The organism is Haladaptatus sp. DYF46 (assembly GCF_021083305.1).
Classification (GTDB): Archaea; Halobacteriota; Halobacteria; order Halobacteriales; family Haladaptataceae; genus Haladaptatus.
In genome coordinates, this window is the sequence record NZ_JAJFAY010000003.1 from 127,377 (window position 1) to 142,830 (window position 15,454).

Genomic DNA, 15,454 nt, shown 5'->3' on the forward strand with positions numbered 1-15,454 from the left:
CTTCCGCACACACGAATCCATAGAGACAAATGGAACTACTATCGATTGCGGCGTTGGTGGTCTTCTGGGCGAGCTCGCTCGGAATCCTACAGACGTATCTCCTCTATCCGGCGCTGCTCCGCCTGTTCACGAGCGACCGCTCCCCCGTACAATCCCCCTCCGAGTGGCCCTCCACGACGCTCGTCATCGCGGCGTACAACGAGGAGGACGTCATCGAGGAGAAGATTGAAAACAGCCTCGAACTAGACTACCCCGACGACGAGTTCGATATCGTCGTCTTCTCCGATGCATCGTCGGACGCGACCGACGAACTCGTGAAACGGTACGCCGACGACGGCGTCGAACTGATGCGAATCGAGGGCCGCGTCGGGAAAACCGAGTGCCAAAACCAAGTCACGTCGAGGCTCGATTCGGACCTCATCGTCTATTCGGACGCGAACAGCATGTACGAACCCGACGCGATCAAAAAGCTGGTCGCCGGGTTCTCCGACGGCGTGGGCTGTGTCGTCGGCGAACTCCGCTACGCTGACGACAGCGACGTCGAAGGGGAATCGCTGTACTGGCGTTACGAGCAGGCGATCAAAAAGCTCGAAGCCCGGTTCCACTCCCTCGTGACCGGAAACGGTTCCATCTACGCCGTTCGTCGCTCCTCGTACGTCCCGCTCTCCCCGAGTTCCATTAGCGACTTCGCCGAACCGCTCGCCATCGTCAGCAACGGCGAGCGAATCGATTACGCCGACGACGCCGTCGCGTGGGAACGAACCGGCGAATCGGTCGAATCCGAGATGTCCCGACGGGTCCGAATCGTGACTCGCTGTTGGAACACGGTCACGGAGTTCACGGAACTCCTCAACCCGCTTCGATACCCCCGGTTCGCCTTCCAGTTCATCTCGCACAAGATACTCCGCTGGTTGTCCCCGCTCCTCCTCGGAACCGCGTTCCTCGCGAACGCCGTCCTTGTGTTCCTCGACGTCAACCCGATTTACACGCTTTCGTTCGCCGTACAGGTCCTCTTTTACTTCTCGGCCGTCTTGGGATGGGTCTCGGAGCGGTACGATGTGGGAATACCCGGACCGGTACACGTCACCTACTACTTCCTCGTCTCCAACGTCGGAATGGTCCTCGGACTGTGGAAGTTTCTGAAGGGGCAAAACATCGTCACGTGGGAAACGGCGGATAGAACGGGATAGGCACATACCGACCGCGATTCGCTCCGTTCTTTTCCGTTCGTCTTTCCTCCGTTCGTCTTTCCTCCGTTCGTCTTTCCTCCGTTCGTCTTTCCTCCGTTCGTCTTTCCTCCGTTCGTCTTTCCGTCCACCCGTCGTTCACTTGTAGCCCAACGCCTGTAGCCTGTCTTCGACCATATCTTCGTCGAGCGAGGATTCGTCCTCTTCCTCCGGCGGGTCCGAAGTGACGTCCCGTCTGGTTTCGCCCTCGACGACGAACCACGGCACCTTGACGAGTTCGGGAGCGCGGAGACCACGCGGATGCCCGTACGCCCGTACCGGAATCGGGGACAGCCTATCTCCCAGCAGGTTCCCGTGGTCGGCACTGACCACGGTCTTCCCCGGAATCTCGTCGATGAGTTTCTGCACGTGCGGGAACACCAATCGGAGGTTCTCCTCGTAGGCCGCTTTCACCTCGGCGGGTGTATCCTCGGAGATATCGTACTGGAGTTCGTTCCAGATGGACCGATCGCCACGGAGATTCGAGTCGTCGTTCGGCGCGAATCCTCGGTGGTTCATACTTCTCCCTTTCTCACCGATGAACGGGTAGTGGGGTTGCATGAAGTGGACGATGAAACGCTTGTTCGGATACTGCTCGTAGGCGTCCAATGCCGCATCGATCACCGTTTCGGGGAGGACGGTCTGAAGGTCGTCGTCCCACTCAGTGAGGAGGTTGATGACGGAGTGGAACACGCCGTCCTCCAACTCCGTGACGTACGGGTTCGCGGTCACGTACACCGTGTCGTGGAGTTCCTCGCCGGAGAAGTTTCCTTGGATGAACTCCGAACTCTGACTCCCTCTCGACCGTCGAAACTCCAATTTCCCGTCCAAAACGTTGTTCTCCGCGAAGGTGTCGTACCGCGTTCCGTCGAGTATGACGAGCGTATCCCAATCCTCGTTCATGACGTCGACGCCGACATCGCCTCCCGCTTTTTGGTGGATCTTCGTATTGACCTCTATCCCGAGTTTCCTGCACTCTCCCACGGCCATTCGCGGATTTTGGAGGAGCTTTTTCACGTTAGACGCGTTATATCGGCCGAAATCTACCATTAAATAGGGGTTGGGAATACGGGAATATAGATGTAGGGGGAACTGGAATCGTTCGATATTCGTCGTCAGTGGGTCAGTTCATCGTACAGTTCCAGGAGATTGGATTTCTCCGCTTCCCAGCAATACTCGTCGATGACCGTTCGATGCCCCACGTCACCCATCTCGCTTCTCCTCTCCTCGTCCCGAAGGAGGTCCACGACGGCATCCACGTCCGACTCCCGAAGGGATTCCGAGACGAAGATGCTGTACTCCGAATCCAAATAGCGCTCCGTCGACCCGCTTTTCGTCGCGACGACCGGCAGTTCCGCGTACATGTACTCGAACATCTTCGTGGGGACGTTCCGCTCGAATCGGTCGGTATCGACCAGTACGAGGCCGAAGTCGGATTGGTGCAGGTAAGCGAACATGTCCTCGTAATCGACGTAGCCGAGGAGTTCGACGGCGGATTCGAGGTCGTGACGCCCTATGTACGACTTGGCGTTCCGCTCCACGTCGTCGTTCTGGAACGGGCCGATAAGTCGGAGGGAGACGTCGATATCCCGCTGTCGCAGTTTGTGCGTCAGTTCCAACATCCGCTGGAGGCCCCGTTCGCTGTCGAGACCGCCGACGTAGGAGAGGATGTATTCCGCATCGCTCTCCCCGCTCATCTCCCTAAATTCGATGTTTTCGAGGCGGGGGAAGTTCCGGACCGTGACGACCGAATCGTGACCGTGGTTCGCGAACCCCTTCGCGGTCGGCAGGTCGGCGGTTACGATGCTGTCAATCGCTCGCGACAACAGCGATTGGACCCGTGGAAACCCTCGCGCGAGAACGGGCTTGATTCCATCGGGTATCCATTCCCGGACTCGAATCGCGTCGGCGTAATTCTCGTGGACGTCGTAGACGACCTTCGAATCCGTTCGGAGGCTCAGCAGGATTCCGACCGTGAGAAGTTCCGGGTCGTGGAAGTGATAGACGTCGGCGTCGGCCTCTATCGCCATCTGATATATCTTCACGAGATGGGACCACCGTTCGGCTCGGGAGTTCGCAGCACCGAGCGTCGTTATTCGGATTCCATCCTTCGTTACGTCTTCGTCGTGGTGACAGAGTAGTTCCACCTCGTACCCGGCATCGACGAGCGTCCGGGCCTGTTTGTGAAAAATGCGGGTGTCGAAGGGCGTATGAACCGTTGTGAGGATACAGACGGAGGTCACAGTCCAATACGGTTCCGAACGGACGATATATCTTTTGTCCACTAACACGCTCTAAACTATGTTGAACGTAGGTTACACTAATCGATCGCTTCGACGAGCACCTTGTCGTTCTCGAAGCCGAGCAGGTACACGACGACGCCGAAGACGCCGAGCGCTATCGCGCCGATACCGACGGTTCCGAGGTAACTCTCGATTCCGACGAGACGACCGCCGACCAACACGATGGTACTCATGAGAATGGCGATGATTCCCTTCCAGAATCGTCGGGAGTACGGTTGAATTCCGAGGAGGTACCGAACCTCCAGAAGGCGAAGGATGTTGAGCGTCGCGATGGAGCTACTCGTCGCGGCGGCCGCGCCGACGATACCGAACTCGCGAATAAGGACGAAGTTCAGGCAGACGTTCATCGCACAGACGGCCACGGAGTTGATCATCTGAATTTTTTCGTATCCGGACATGATGAGAAGGTAGCCGGACGGTCCGACCATGGCCGCCGTCGTCTGTCCGAACGCCAGGAGCATCAATGCGAGGCGGGCCGACTCCGTCGACGTTCCGAATATCCGGAGTACCGGTCCGGCGTAAATCGCGAGGAAGAGTAACCCTAACACGGTGAAAAAGGAGACCCACTTCGTGACAACCGTGTACACCATTTCCAACCGGTCTTTCTTACCGTTGTGATACAGGTCAGCGGCGAGCGACGGGAAAATCGAACTCGCGGCCTGCAGGACGACCAATAGCAACATCGACGTTTGATACGCCGCCTGATACCAACCGACCCGCGTGGGGGAAACGAAGAACCCTAACATCAAAATGTCCGTCCATGAGACGAGGTACTGCGTGACGAGCGCGACGGTGAGGGGCATGGAGACGAGGAATATCTCTTTGAATTCGAACTGGGGACGCACGTCGAGGGAGATGACGCCTCGTCGCAAGAGGAAGAAAACCGCGAGACAAACGCCGACACCTAACGAGACGACGTAGCCCAGAATAGTTAGTCGGAGGTCGTTGAGTACGAACGCGCCAACCACTACGAGGGCGAAGGCAACGGTCGATTGGCCGATATCGCGGGTGTAAACGAAGTATTTGGTCTCCTTGAGGCCTTTCGTCGCATTGCTCGCGACCATCATCGTCGAAAACAGCGGTATTCCCACGATGAAAAGCCGTATCGCCGACCCGAACTCGTTGCCCGTGAAGGCGGTGATACTCCCTCGATTGAGATACAGAAGCAGCGAGAGACACGACCCGATGAGAAGGGGGGTTATCAACCCGAGGAGCGCCGTTCCGCTCACCTTGGACGGTTCCTCGTCGTTCAGAAATATGGGGAGGAATTTCTGTACCGCCGTATCTAGACCGAGGCGAGCGGGAATGCTCGCGGCCTTCATGACGACCATTCCGAACGCGAACAGTCCCAACGCGTCCGTTCCCAACCCTTGTGCGATGACGACGTTTATCGCATATCGGAGCCCTCGACCGATTATCCCGCCGACGAAGGCGATGGAGGCGAATTTAGCGATATTGTTCTTCATGTATCGACCAACAATTCCGTGATATTATCGTCAATCAAGCTTCCTAAACTCCATCGATAGTGGTCCGTCTCGTCGGGTTCGCGTGCCGATAGTTCGGTCAATAGTTGAGGTCATTTCGATTTTTCAGCCGAGCGAGCGACGCTGGTCGATAGCAGTAGGCCGTCAGCCCGAGCATCGTGAAGAGATAGCGGTTGTCGGGGATATCGGACGTCACGAACGCGTTGAATCCCATGAACAGGATGAGGGCGACGAGTAGTATCCGATACGGATCGCGATGGAGCGGCCGTTTCGGAGCGAGTATCAAGTAAACGGTGCATCCGAGTAGCGACCCGAACAACAACAGACCGAAGAGTCCGAATTCGACCAGAATTTCCAAGACGATGTTGTGCGGGTAGTACTTCACGTCGCCCATACCGTACAGAATCGGCCAACTTCCGATACCGTGACCGAAAGCCGGCGCGGAAAGCCACATCGGTATCGACGCCAGATAGTAGTCTATCCGTCCTTCCACGGACCCCGTGCTTTTGCCGGAGAGTGTCGTTACGATGCGCTGGATTGTGTTCGGGAGTTCGTCGAGATAGAACAGAATGGCGAAGACGATGGCACCCACCAGTACGACCGCACCGATCTTCTTTACCAGATCCGTTCGGGCCAACTCCCGCGGGGACTTCGACAGGTCGAAATACCCAATCCCAAGCCAAAGGCCCGCACCGGTGGAGGCGAGAAGCGGACCACGCGCTCCGTTCACGAGGAGAATAAACCCGAACAGGCCACTGAGAGCGATGCCGACCCACCGCTGCATCTTCGACGACGCTTCGTAGAGCGTGTACGCCACTGCGATCAGGAACGCGATTCCGATGACCCTCCCGACGAGGAGATACGTGGCATCGAACGGCCTGAGTTGGCTCTCGCCCGCCACCACGACAAACTGGAAGATGGATATCGCCGAGATAGCGACGGAAAAGACCACGATGGCGGTCAAAAAGCGTCGCAGTCGTCTTCGCGATTTCGAGATGATGAGGGCCGGAGCACCCAGCGACCAAAACGTAACGGTGGCGAGTTCTAACGATTTGGACGTCGCATACTCGGAACTCGGGGTCCAGAGGTTGCTTAACAGTGCATAGCAGATAAACGAGCCCATCAAGACGGTCAGAACCACTCCACTTCTCGGTGGCCGTTCGGTCTTTGTTAGCAAGACATACCCACCGACGACGGCCGAGATCACCGCCAAAATCGCCGTCAGATTCCCGGGAATTTCATCGAGAATGGGGGCCTGTTTATAAAGTCCAACGAAAAGGAAGAGAGTGAACAACGCTTCGAAGGAGAACAGATTCTGTTTCAAATTTTTCAAATCAATCCGACCATCGTCCACAGGTTTATAAGAATTCATGCGTGGAGGAACTTTCTCGAACTGTCTTCATCTACAAGCAACGAACACCGGTAATAAAAGCTTGTGGGCTTACGACCGTTCCAGTTATTAACAATTTAAGACCAATATACAAATATACGGCCAGAAATCGTGCCAAACAGTGTCAAAAATAAACCTTCATTGACAATGTGGGTTCCGAACGGGATTCCAACTAATCCCCGGATTCACCACGTCAACCCTTCGTAGGTGAGGCCGTCACGGCGCTCGACGATTCGACGGCCATCCACGACGACCGGGTCGGTCATCGACTCGAACTCGTCGTCCAGCGCGGCGAACTCGTCCCAATCCGTCACGACGAGCGTTCCGTCCGCGTCGTCGAGTGCCGCTGTTGCGGACTCGGCGTACTCGATGTCGGGGAAGTGCTCGCGCATGTTTTCGGTCGCGACGGGGTCGTAGGCCACGACGGTCGCACCCCGGTTTTGTAACTCGTCGATGATCGGAATCGCACGGGAGTTGCGGACGTCGTCGGTTCCCGGCTTGAACGCGAGTCCGAGCACCGCGATACGCTTGCCCTGAAGGGGGACGTGGACTTCGAGCAGTTCGAGCAACCGCTTCGGTTGTTTTTCGTTCACTTCGATAGCGGCTTCGACGAGCGACGGTTCGTATCCCTTCTCGTGTGCGGCGGCGACCAAGGCGGCCGTGTCCTTCGGGAAACAGCTTCCGCCCCATCCGACGCCGCTGCGGAGGAACCGCTCGCCAATACGGTCATCGAGACCGATGGCGTCCATGACCTCGTAGGCGTCCACATCGTACTCCTTGCAGATGTTCCCGAGTTCGTTGACGAGGCTGACCTTCGTCGCGAGGAACGCGTTGTTCGCGTACTTTATCATCTCCGCCTCGCGGATGCCGGTCTCGACGACCGCGGGGCCCGACGACTCGACGAGGGGTTCGAAGACCGCCGACAGGCGTTCGTTCGCACGCTCGTTCTCCGTTCCCAAAACCACCTTGTCCGGACCGAGGAAATCCTCGACCGCGCTCCCTTCGCGGAGGAACTCGGGGTTCATCGCCACGTCGAAGTCCTCTCCGCGGGTCTTGTTCGACGCGTCCTCGATGATGGACCCGAGGACGTCCTCGGTCGTTCCGGGAACGACCGTGCTCTTGACGACGACGAGGTGATAGCCGTCTTTCGAAGCAAGGGCCTCACCGAGTGAACGGGCACCCGCCTCGATGATCGACGTGTCGATGCTCCCGTCCGGTCGGGAGGGAGTCGGAAGGGCGAGGAACGTCGCGTCTGTATCGCGAACTGCATCGTAGTCCGTCGTCGCTGTGAGTCGGGTCCCGCCGTGTTCGGCGACGAGGTCGTCCAATCCGGGTTCGTGGATGGGAGCCCGGCCGTCGTTGAGCCGTTCGACGATGTCCTCATCGATATCGATGTTGGTGACCGAGTGTCCGAGGTCGGCGAAACAGGCGGCGACGGTCGTCCCCACGTAGCCACTCCCAACGATGCTAAGTTCCATTAGAAACGGTACTAATCCCCGCTCCCTTGAAGGTTCTCATATGAACGGGTCTAAAAGTATTTATGCCTCGCGTTCACGTTTAAAAGTATGAAAGCTGTAGTTCTGGCAGCTGGCAAAGGTACCCGCCTCCGACCCCTCACCGACGACAAGCCCAAGGGCTTGGTCGAAGTGAACGGGAAACCCATCGTCACCCACTGTTTCGAGCGACTGGCCGAGCTCGGTGCCGAGGAGTTCATCGTCGTCGTCGGCTATCGAAAGGAAGACATCATCAGCTACTACGACGACGAGTTCGATGGGATTCCGATCACCTACACCCATCAGCGGGAACAGAACGGACTCGCACACGCGTTGTTGACCGTCGAGGAACACATCGACGACGACTTCATGCTCATCCTCGGCGACAACATCTTCGAAGCGAACCTCGAAGACGTGGTCCGTCGCCAACAGGAGGATCGAGCGGATGCAGCGTTCCTCACCGAAGAAGTTCCGTACGAGGATGCTAGTCGGTTCGGTGTCTGTGATACAAACGATTACGGCGAGATAACGGACGTCGTCGAGAAACCGGAAGACCCACCATCGAACCTCGTGATGACCGGGTTCTACACGTTTTCCCCCGCGATTTTCCACGCCTGCCATCTCGTTCAGCCGTCGAACCGCGGCGAGTACGAGATCAGCGAGGCCATCGACCTCCTCATCAGAAGCGGTCGCACCATCGACGCGATCCGCATGGATGGATGGCGCATCGACGTCGGCTATCCCGAGGACCGCGACGAGGCGGAGGAGCGACTTCAAGACGAAGAAGTGGCCAGTCCCTCCGCATAAGGCCGTTTCGTCGTCGCGTCTGCGAGGAGACCTCGGCCGGTGGCGTCGACCGCTGACCGATTTTCTCGGTCTATTCTACAGTAGAAACGGATTTAATAGAGGACGCTTCATTCAAAGATGAATGGTTCAAACACCTGTCTCCAAAACGGTTCTCGTCACCGGCGGTGCGGGATTCGTCGGCAGCCATCTCGTCGATGCGCTCGTCCGGGAGAACGACGTTCGAATCCTCGACGACTTCAGCACCGGAAAGCGCTCCAACGTAAACGACGACGCGACGGTTATCGAGGGGGATATCTGCGATTCCGAGACCCTCCGCCGCGCAACCGAGAACGTCGACCTGATATTCCACGAAGCGGGTGTCGTCAGCGTTCAGGAATCAGTCGAGGAACCGATGCGCGCGAACGAAGTGAACCTCGACGCGACGCTGGCGTTGCTCGAACGAGCGCGTGACCTCGACGCCCGCGTCGTCTTGGCATCGAGTTGCGCGATATACGGACAACCGACCGACGTTCCGATTTCGGAGGACGAGCCGTTTTCGCCGTCGTCCCCGTACGGCCTGCAGAAATCGGCGCTCGACCACTATGCTCGCCTCTACGAGGAACTGTACGGATTGGAGACCGTCGCCCTGCGGTACTTCAACATCTACGGTCCGCGACAGTCGAGCGGCGATTACAGCGGCGTCATCAGCATCTTCAAACGCCAAGCGACGAACGGGGAACCAATAACCGTGGACGGCGACGGCAAGCAGACGCGTGATTTCGTCCACATTAACGATGTGGTAAGGGCTAATCTCCTTGCCGCGACTACCGATCACGTCGGGGAGGCATACAACATCGGCACCGGAGTAAGCGTAACAATACAGGAGCTCGCTGAGACAATCCACGACATTTCAGCATCCTCTTCTGAAATTGTTCATTTGGATCCCCGTCCAGGAGACATCACAAAGAGCAAAGCAGACATCGCTAAAGCAACCGAAAAGTTGGGATATGAACCAACGATCCCGATAAATGAGGGTCTCTCTTCATTTCTATAAGCTTCAAATCCATTCAAGTAGGACGACTCAAAAAATTGTAGTAAATAGGTTAATGGCAAATATATCGCATAAAACTAAATCTAAATTTCGGCAGCCATGGAAAGGGAACATGCTATTCTCCCTGACTCCTTTGTGAATTATCCGATGTTCTACGCTCTGTTTCGACCCGTCTATTGTGGACCCAACCGAGCTGTAAAGAAATAGCGGGCGTTTTTTTTTTACTGTTCCTCAATAAACCGCGAAACGAAACGAAACGCTATGTCCATTCTGATACCCGCAATTACAGTAATATTCTGGACCAGCATTTTCGGAATCGTATACACGTATCTCCTCTATCCCTTACTGCTCGTTCTATTCCGAAATCGTCGTACTAATATCCAAGAACCCACGCAATGACCCTCGACCACCCTCGTCATCGCCGCTTATAATGAGGAAGATGTCATCAAAGTAAATATCGAAAACAGTCTTCAACTGGACTACCCCGACAAGCTGTTAGATATCATTGTTTTTTCTGATGCCTCATCAGACCGAACGGACGAGATAGTCCGATCTTATTTGGATGCAAGCGTTCGTCTAATGAGAATTGGGGGAAGGGTGGGAAAGACAGAACGGCAAAATCAGGTCGTTTCAATTGTCGATACTGACTTCATCGTCTTCTCAGATGCGAACAGCATGTACGAACCGGATGCGATACAGAAATTGATCGCACAATTTTCGGACGATGTTGGATGCGTCGTCGGTGAGCTTCGATATCGGGACGATAGTGATATTGAAGGAGAATCCTTCTACTGGAAGTTCGAACAGTTCATTAAAAAGCTTGAGTCAAGATTCAATTCCTTAGTCACCGGAAACGGATCAATCTACACTACTCGAACAAACTCATATGTTCCCCTCCCGAGGGATGTGATTAGTAACTTCGCTGAACCGTTAGCTATCGTTCAGAGTGGGAAACTAGTAAAATATGCTCCTGATGCAGTCACGTGGGAGAATACGGGTGATTCCGTCGATTCTGAACTCTCACGCCGTATTCGAATCGTAATCCGTTCAAGGAATACGGTTGCGGAACATCGAGGACTTTTAAACCCAATTCACTATCCAACGTTTTCCTTCCAACTGTTTTCACATAAAGTCCTCCGATGGCTTTCCCCGTTTACTCATTGGTGCACTCACCTCAAATGTTTTCCTGGTCGCTCTCTCCCCGCCACATATTGGGTTGTGCTACTAGCGATTCAATGTGGCTGTTACTTCTTATCCAATTGGGATGGACTGTTAACCGAATAAACCTCTCCGTGCCGAGCATTGTCCATATCCCCTGTCACTTTCTATCAGCCAACTACGGTATGCTAATAGGACTCTGGAATTTTCTCCGGGATCGAAACTTCGTAACGTGGGAAACAGCAAGCAGGGATATGGACTAATCCAGATTATCTCGAATTCGCGGCCTGAAGAACCGAATCTATTACGATATAACTATAGAATTATGTCAATAAATATGTACAGAATCCTTTAAGCGTTGGATTTATGCTTGCTTCACCAAGTATGTAGCGTATGCGAATAAATGGACGCAACATTGCCGGGAGAACTCACGGCAAGACTTTCATGTGGCATACTACACGCCCGAAGTGTTCCATCAACTTAGTCCGTTCCTGTTCACGTCTGAAGGGAGGTGACGTTCTGTGACATTGGAGCAGAATTTCGGCTCGAACACCACCATTGGCGTTCAGTATGCCGAAGAAAGCGATAAGCCATCGATCGACAAGCGAGCAACCGTTCGGTCGGGAACTATAATATATAATGATGTTGTGATCGGAACAGATCTCACGACTGGCCATAGTGCGCTGATTAGGGAAGAAACGACGATTGGGGACGACGTCGTCATAGGAACAAACACCGTCATCGACGGCCAGACCACCATTGGGTCGAATGTAAGCATGCAAACGAACGTGTATGTTCCGACAAACACTACCATCGGCGACCGGGTATTTCTCGGCCCAAACGCAGTTTTGACGAACGATTCATACCCTATTCGCCAAGACGACGACCTCGAAGGACCGACCCTCGAAGATGATGTATCGGTAGGTGCTAACGCTACGATCCTTCCCGGGATTACGGTTGGCGAGGGGGCGTTCGTTGCCGCCGGTGCAGTCGTGACCGAGGACGTTCCAGCGAGAACGCTCGCGGTTGGTACTCCCGCTGATCATCGTGACCTCCCGCCGGAACTCGAGGGGGGGAACGATCTATGATTTCAATTGCGAACCCTCAGATGGGCCCCGAAGAGAAGGATGGCGTCTTAGACATTCTAGATAGTGGAATGCTCGCAGATGGTCCCGAAGTCCGTGCGTTCGAAGATGAGTTCTCAGCATATTGCGATGCCAAACATGGTATCGCAACTTCGAACGGTACGACCGCTCTCCATACGATGTTCGAAGCGTTCGGCATCGGGGACGGCGACCACGTCGTCACTTCGCCGTTCTCCTTTGTGGCCAGTGCGAACGCGATTCGACTAACCGGGGCGGAACCCGTGTTTGCCGACATCGATGCTGAAACGTACACTCTCGACCCGAAAGCGGTCGAAGAGACGGTTCGAGAACAAGATATCGATGCCATTCTCGCGGTTCACCTTTATGGATTACCGGCAGCAATGGAACAACTTCGGGAGATTGCTAACGAATACCACATCCCACTGTTGGAAGACGCTGCGCAAGCACACGGTGCCGAGTACCAGGGAAGCAAGGTTGGATCCATAGGCGACGCCGCCTGCTTCTCATTCTATCCAACCAAGAACATGACAACCGGAGAAGGTGGGATGATCACGACCGACCGGGTAGATATCGCTGACCATGCGTCAAGCTTTATCAATCACGGTAGGACCACCGACGGCGGTTATGAACACGTTCGTCTCGGACACAATTTCCGAATGACGAGTATTGCAGCAGCCATCGGCCGGGTTCAGCTCGAAAAACTTCCCCAATATATCGACGCACGACGATCAAACGCTGCAGCACTTGATAAGGAGCTGTGTGAGGCGTCTGTTTTGACACCGACCGAACCCGACAACGCTCGGCATGTTTATCACCAATATACCATCCGAACCGACGACCGTGAAGGGCTGTCGGAATATCTACAAAGTAATGATGTCGGGACGGGAGTTTATTATCCGGTTCCCATACACAAACAAGCAGCGTATGATGGTTATGGCTGTTCGGCAGCGATCACAGAGCGCGTTTCCGATAAAGTACTCTCGCTGCCCGTACATCCCGAACTCTCAGATAGCGATATCGAAACAATAACGAATACGATTTTAGATTATGAGGAAAACAAATGACAACGAATATTGACGCAGCCGTCGGCGTTATTGGCGTCGGGAATATGGGTCGGCATCACGCACGAGTTTATCGTGAACTTCCCAACACGGAACTCGTTGGCGTGTATGATGTTGATACGGAACAAGCAGAGAGCGTTGCCGAGAAGTGTGGAACCATCGTCCGGGAGTTGGACGAGCTTCTGGATACCGCCGATGTCGTCTCTATTGCTGTTCCAACGGAGTACCACCACGAGATGGCGACAAAATGCATACAACGTGGTGTACACACCCTCATTGAGAAGCCCTTTGTTTTGAGCCGTGGGGAGGGTGAAGAACTCATTGAGATGGCCGAAGAAAACGACGTAACCATCCAGGTCGGACACATTGAACGCTTCAACCCTGCGGTTGTTGCCCTTCGAAATATCATCCCCGATCTCGATATCATCAGCGTTACTGCAAGAAGACTCGGTCCCCCCCTCGATCGGCAAATGCCCGACAGTGTTGTGAAAGATCTGATGATTCACGACCTCGATATCCTATTCTGGCTAATAAATGAACAGATCACTTCGATGGCGGCATTCGGTGGTAAACATGAATATGCGACAGTGGACTTCCAGTTCGAAGACGGGTCTATCGGTAGTTTGACTGCTAGTCGGGTCACACAACAGAAAGTTCGAGAACTCGAAATCACGGCACAGCAATGTCAGGTCGTGATTGACTATATCGACCAAACCGTGGAAATCTATCGACATTCGCTCCCTGAGTACATTGAGTCGGACGGAGAAATTCGATATCGACACGAAAGTATTGTTGAACGACCCATGGTCGAGAATACAGAGCCACTAAAAAACGAGATCACGTCATTCCTCAGTTCGGTTCGAACAGGGGACGAGCCAGTCGTAACTGCTGAAGACGGCCTTCAAGCACTGGAATACGTATTCGATATTGAGCAACGAATTGCCGACAGAAACGATCGGAAAAAAGAGATAAAATGACTTCCGAACAAATCCTCCAACACATCTATGGCACCAACGCGAGCAACGAACAACGACGAGATGCATTAACGAGCGGGCAGATCCCCGTCGCGGTGTACGGTCTCGGCAAAATGGGCCTCCCGCTTGCAGCGGTATATGCTGACGTGACCGGAAATGTAACGGGGGCCGACATTAACCCAAACGTCGTTTCTGCGGTCGAGCGTGGAGATTGTCACATCTCAGGCGAACCCGGCCTCCCCGAGCTAGTTTCCGACCTCTCAGAACGTGACGCATTACGTGCCGTCGAGGACCCACGTAGCGCCGCGACGGATTCATCCATTCACGTTATCATCGTTCCCACACTCATCAACGATGATAAAAGCCCTGATCTGTCCGTTCTTCGTGCGGTTAGTGAAGATATCTCACTCGGCCTCTCAGCGGGCGATCTAATTATAGTTGAGTCGACTGTCCCGCCGAAAACTTGCCGAGAAACCATTCTTCAGATATTAGAAGAGGGTAGCGGGCTTGAACTCGGGGAATTCGGTCTCGCGTTTTGCCCCGAACGGACATCGAGCGGACGTGCTCTACAGGATATCCGAGGTGCTTATCCAAAAGTCGTCGGCGGCGCAGATGCAACGAGTACAGACTCGGCACGACTCATTTATGAGGAGATCAATAGCGAGGGAGTACTGACGGTTTCGGACATAACAGTCGCCGAGGCAGTCAAAGTCTTCGAGGGACTTTACCGCGATGTCAACATTGCACTGGCGAACGAATTGGCGCTGTTCGCCGACGAGTTGGGAATTGATGTGAATGAAGCAATTGAGACGGCGAATACCCAACCGTTCTGTGATATCCACACGCCGGGCCCAGGCGTCGGTGGTCACTGCATTCCGTACTATCCCTATTTCCTAATCAAGTCATTTGAGACTGATGCGCCACTCCTTAAAACTGCAAGACAGATTAATGATGGGATGCCCGAATTTACGGTCGCCAAACTCCATCAAGAGTTCGAAGCCGAAGGGCGTGATCTTGAAGGATCGACAGTCCTCGTCTTGGGTCTCACCTACCGTCCTGGTATCGATGAAATCCGAGCAACGCCCGCCAAACCCATCGTCGAAATGCTCACCGATCTCGGTGTAAACGTTAGAACCGTGGATCCTGTCCTCAGTGACTTTGGTCCGTTCGACGGCGTCCCGACGCCAATGGACGAGATGTATTCTTGTGATCCCGATGCGGCAGTATTGGTGACAGATCACAAAGAATTCTCTACGATCGATTGGACACGCTTCGATCCACTTGTCGTCATAGATGGACGACAGGCTCTTCATCTCGATGATACACCACACCGGGTATATACGATTGGGGATGGGTACTGATTAAATTCGTCATCGCTTGTTTAACTACAGCCTAGTACGAACAATTCCGTTTAAACTTACT

Annotated in this window: 13 protein-coding genes; 8 read left to right on the forward strand and 5 right to left on the reverse strand. The window is 54.4% G+C overall.

Features of this window, described 5'->3' with window-relative positions:
* Nucleotides 1-29 precede the first annotated feature (29 nt).
* Nucleotides 30-1,190 (forward strand): glycosyltransferase family 2 protein, encoded by a 1,161-nt coding sequence (locus LJF34_RS16660; protein ID WP_231186429.1) that lies wholly within the window; start codon nucleotides 30-32, stop codon nucleotides 1,188-1,190.
* A gap of 135 nt (nucleotides 1,191-1,325) precedes the next feature.
* On the opposite strand, the gene LJF34_RS16665 is transcribed toward LJF34_RS16660, so the two are convergent.
* The 5 genes from LJF34_RS16665 to aglM form a co-directional block, all read right to left on the reverse strand.
* Nucleotides 1,326-2,276, reverse strand: a complete 951-nt coding sequence (locus tag LJF34_RS16665; protein WP_231186430.1) for a hypothetical protein — start codon at nucleotides 2,274-2,276, stop codon at nucleotides 1,326-1,328.
* A gap of 65 nt (nucleotides 2,277-2,341) precedes the next feature.
* Entirely contained in the window at nucleotides 2,342-3,469 is a 1,128-nt protein-coding gene (locus LJF34_RS29260; RefSeq protein WP_231186431.1) for a glycosyltransferase family 4 protein, read from the reverse strand.
* A gap of 77 nt (nucleotides 3,470-3,546) precedes the next feature.
* The gene (locus LJF34_RS16675; protein WP_231186432.1) at nucleotides 3,547-4,995 is read right to left on the reverse strand and encodes an oligosaccharide flippase family protein; all 1,449 of its coding nucleotides are present in this window, start codon (nucleotides 4,993-4,995) and stop codon (nucleotides 3,547-3,549) included.
* A gap of 97 nt (nucleotides 4,996-5,092) precedes the next feature.
* Nucleotides 5,093-6,154: an O-antigen ligase family protein gene (locus LJF34_RS16680; RefSeq protein WP_231186433.1), complete on the reverse strand. Its 1,062-nt coding sequence runs from the start codon at nucleotides 6,152-6,154 to the stop codon at nucleotides 5,093-5,095.
* Nucleotides 6,155-6,588: 434 nt separating this feature from the next.
* Nucleotides 6,589-7,881 carry a UDP-glucose 6-dehydrogenase AglM gene (gene aglM, locus LJF34_RS16685; protein WP_231186434.1) on the reverse strand — a complete coding sequence of 431 codons (1,293 nt, stop codon included), beginning with the start codon at nucleotides 7,879-7,881 and terminating at the stop codon, nucleotides 6,589-6,591.
* 87 nt (nucleotides 7,882-7,968) lie between these two features.
* On the opposite strand from aglM, the gene aglF reads away from it, so the two are divergent.
* From aglF to LJF34_RS16720, 7 genes are all read left to right on the forward strand, one after another.
* Nucleotides 7,969-8,703, forward strand: coding sequence for a UTP--glucose-1-phosphate uridylyltransferase AglF (gene aglF / locus LJF34_RS16690; RefSeq protein ID WP_231186435.1), 735 nt, complete (start codon nucleotides 7,969-7,971; stop codon nucleotides 8,701-8,703).
* Nucleotides 8,704-8,824: 121 nt separating this feature from the next.
* Complete coding sequence (locus tag LJF34_RS16695; RefSeq protein WP_231186436.1) at nucleotides 8,825-9,736, forward strand: NAD-dependent epimerase/dehydratase family protein; 912 nt, start codon at nucleotides 8,825-8,827, stop codon at nucleotides 9,734-9,736.
* A 453-nt stretch (nucleotides 9,737-10,189) separates the two neighbouring features.
* Nucleotides 10,190-11,017: a glycosyltransferase gene (locus LJF34_RS16700; RefSeq protein WP_231186707.1), complete on the forward strand. Its 828-nt coding sequence runs from the start codon at nucleotides 10,190-10,192 to the stop codon at nucleotides 11,015-11,017.
* A gap of 431 nt (nucleotides 11,018-11,448) precedes the next feature.
* Nucleotides 11,449-11,979 (forward strand): acyltransferase, encoded by a 531-nt coding sequence (locus LJF34_RS16705; RefSeq protein WP_231186708.1) that lies wholly within the window; start codon nucleotides 11,449-11,451, stop codon nucleotides 11,977-11,979.
* Entirely contained in the window at nucleotides 11,976-13,061 is a 1,086-nt protein-coding gene (locus LJF34_RS16710; RefSeq protein WP_231186437.1) for a DegT/DnrJ/EryC1/StrS family aminotransferase, read from the forward strand. The genes LJF34_RS16705 and LJF34_RS16710 overlap by 4 nt, the downstream gene beginning before the upstream one ends.
* On the forward strand, nucleotides 13,058-14,035 hold the full coding sequence (locus tag LJF34_RS16715) for a Gfo/Idh/MocA family oxidoreductase (protein WP_231186438.1): 978 nt from the start codon (nucleotides 13,058-13,060) through the stop codon (nucleotides 14,033-14,035). The genes LJF34_RS16710 and LJF34_RS16715 overlap by 4 nt, the downstream gene beginning before the upstream one ends.
* Nucleotides 14,032-15,393, forward strand: a complete 1,362-nt coding sequence (locus LJF34_RS16720; protein WP_231186439.1) for a nucleotide sugar dehydrogenase — start codon at nucleotides 14,032-14,034, stop codon at nucleotides 15,391-15,393. The genes LJF34_RS16715 and LJF34_RS16720 overlap by 4 nt, the downstream gene beginning before the upstream one ends.
* Nucleotides 15,394-15,454: the final 61 nt, after the last annotated feature.